This window comes from Priestia sp. P5_B4 (genome assembly GCF_056400385.1).
In genome coordinates this window covers 1-2,726 of record NZ_JBFULJ010000511.1, presented here as the reverse complement: position 1 = coordinate 2,726, position 2,726 = coordinate 1, and the positions used below count along the sequence as shown (strand labels likewise).

At 39.4% G+C, this 2,726-nt stretch carries 2 protein-coding genes and 1 tRNA gene; 2 read left to right on the top strand and 1 reads right to left on the bottom strand.

The genetic code is table 11. The features are described from left to right. Positions 1-68: 68 nt before the first annotated feature. Positions 69-159, top strand: a tRNA-Ser gene (locus AC1DRF_RS22155). Between the two features lie 343 nt (positions 160-502). Here AC1DRF_RS22155 and AC1DRF_RS22150 read toward each other — a convergent pair. Beyond that, positions 503-1,678 carry a NupC/NupG family nucleoside CNT transporter gene (locus tag AC1DRF_RS22150; RefSeq protein WP_025750788.1) on the bottom strand — a complete coding sequence of 392 codons (1,176 nt, stop codon included), beginning with the start codon at positions 1,676-1,678 and terminating at the stop codon, positions 503-505. 433 nt (positions 1,679-2,111) lie between these two features. On the opposite strand from AC1DRF_RS22150, the gene AC1DRF_RS22145 reads away from it, so the two are divergent. Further along, positions 2,112-2,726: MOSC domain-containing protein (locus AC1DRF_RS22145; RefSeq protein ID WP_477741706.1), on the top strand; the 615-nt coding region annotated here is incomplete at its 3' end.

The window sequence follows — 2,726 nt, the reverse complement described above, 5'->3', positions numbered from 1 at the left end:
GATGAGGTCGGTGTCAAGCCCACTTAGGCCTACTATTATTCCACAGTATCTCAGTGGGAGATCCATACAGAGAAGTACCCAAGTGGCTCAAGGGGCTCCCCTGCTAAGGGAGTAGATCGTTAACGCGGTGCGAGGGTTCGAATCCCTTCTTCTCTGCCATTTTATAATTTTATCTGGTCCGTTGGCCGAGTGGTCGAGAAATTGTCCTTTTAAAAAGGTAACACGGGTTCGAATCCCGGACGGGTCATTACAAAAAAGGCAGTTTGCTGATAAAGCAAGCTGTCTTTTTATTGGATAAGAGATATTGCTTTAATCCATTATGTAAAACTAATTTAAATGTTATTAGAATGAAGATAAAAAGCATTTGATAATAGTGCCGATAACTCGGAGTATGTCAACAGAGATATTTAATAAATTTCAACATTGTAGAAACGCTCCAGCTATAACCCCAAAAGAACCAGCCCCAACAAAAAAGCACTCACTAAAAGTGAGTGCTTTTCCATTAAATAAACAATCCAACCATAATACCTGTTAAAATCGAGCCCATTGTCGCTACTAACAGCATCTTCAAGCCGAATTTTGCAACGCGTGAAGCTTGTTCGCCGTTGATTGCTTGGATGGTACCAAGAACGATACCAATTGAGCTGAAATTTGCAAATGAGATTAAGTAAGCTGATACGATACCAACCGTTTTTTCAGAAAGGTGAGGCATCATTTTTTGGAAGTCAAGCATGGCAACGAATTCGTTTGCTACTACTTTTGTTCCCATTACGCCGCCGGCTCTCATTAGTTCATCTGCCGGAATACCCATGATAAAGGCAATTGGGTAGAAGATATAGCCTAAAATGTCTTGAACCGTTAATCCGATGACGCCGTTTAATACGTAGTTCACTAATGCTAAAAGACCAACGTACGTTACAAGCATCGCTGCTACGATTAACGCAACGCGTCCGCCGTCTAGTGCTCCGTCGCCGATTGCTTCAAACAGCGTGCCTTGCTTAGCAGGTGCTTTGATATCGACTTCGTTTTCATCTTCTACTTTTACAGGCGCAACGATAGAAGAAACAATTAAGCCAGAGAATACGTTTAGCGGAAGGGCAATTAATACGTATTCCGCCGGAATCATCTGCATGTATGCGCCTAGAATCGAACAAGAAACGGATACTAATGATGTTGTTGTAACGATAAATAAACGGTTTGGTGTTAAACCTCCGATGTGGTTTTTCACCGCAATTAGCGCCGTTGTATCACCAAAAATCATTGCGTTCACGGCTGTGAAGCTTTCAATTTGAGGAAGTCCGGTAATTTTTGAAACAAGTCCTCCGATATATTTGATCCCAAAGGGTAAAATACGAGAGTAGTTTAAAATACTTAATAATGCTGAAACGAATACAATCATAACTAACGTTTGGATAAAGAAAATGCCTTTTCCTGCAAGATCTCCAAACACGAACGAAATTCCGTCGTTACCAAATGATAAGATCTTTGTAAATACACTTGTGATAAAGTCAAGCACCTTGCGACCAATCGATGTATTCATCATAAAAGCAGAGATAGCAAGCTGGATAACCAGCATAACTGCGATGCCTTTATAGTTGATAAGTTTCCTGTCGTTCGACATGAGGAATGCAACTGCTAAGATAATTACAATCCCGATAATTCCCATTAAAATTGACATTTACTTTTCTCCTTACATGTATTCTATATTTATAAAAGAGGGACGTGCATAGAAATGACTATGTAAATCGGCCTCTATTTTATACAAAAACGGAACTTTTATGCCAATTTTGTTAAAAATGGGCAAAATTTTTTAGGCCATTGTAAAAAATGACGTAATTGCAAAATAATATTTACTATGTGCTATTATGTAAAAAAACATGCAGAGCTGACATAATAACTTATATTTCGACAGCTTCTACTATCTTAAATCATTTCGAACAAAAGAAAAAGAGGAAATGAAGATATTTTTAATATAATTGTGAAATATTTTTTAAACTTTCATGATATTGCCAAGATTTTAGTGGAATACATGAAAAATAAGAGATCCATCTTTAAAATGTGGTAAAATATGACGTAATTAGTAAGGGAAAACGGGGAAGGGAGAGGTAGAAATGAATCAACGCAAAATAATTCATTTAGCAACCGGAATGCCTGAACAAATGGCATACAGTCCTGACAAAGAAATGCGCACAGGCATATGCAAGAAGCAAGTAGACGAAACGTTTTTAGCCAAAGAAGGGTTTCAAGGCGACGGCGTAGCGAATTTAAAGTATCACGGCGGGCTGGATCGTGCGGTGTGCGTGTATCCGTATGAACACTACAAGAAATGGAACAAAGAGTTTGATACGGAGCTGCCGATGTCTGCGTTTGGAGAAAATCTTGTTGTAGCAGGCATGGTTGAAAAAGACGTATGCATTGGAGACGTTTATCAAGTAGGAGACGCCGTTATTCAAGTAACGCAAGGTCGAAATCCATGCGACACGATTACAAAGAGAACGGGCGTTAAAGGGATTTTAAAACGAATGATTGAGACAAGCTATACGGGCTACCTTTGCCGCGTGCTGAAAGAAGGTACGATTACGCAAGATGCGGAAGTGAAATTGATTGAAGCTCATCCAAACCAAGTATCCGTTTGGTTTACGCTTGATTTATATTTCCATCGTTCAAAAGATGTAGAAGGGATGAAGCGGGCTTTAGAAGTGGCTGAGCTAGCTGAAGACTGGAAG

Coding starts and splice junctions, on each gene's coding strand:
- AC1DRF_RS22150 (WP_025750788.1), bottom strand. CDS start 1,678: ATGTCAATTTTAATGGGAATTATCGGGATTGTAATTATCTTAGCAGTT.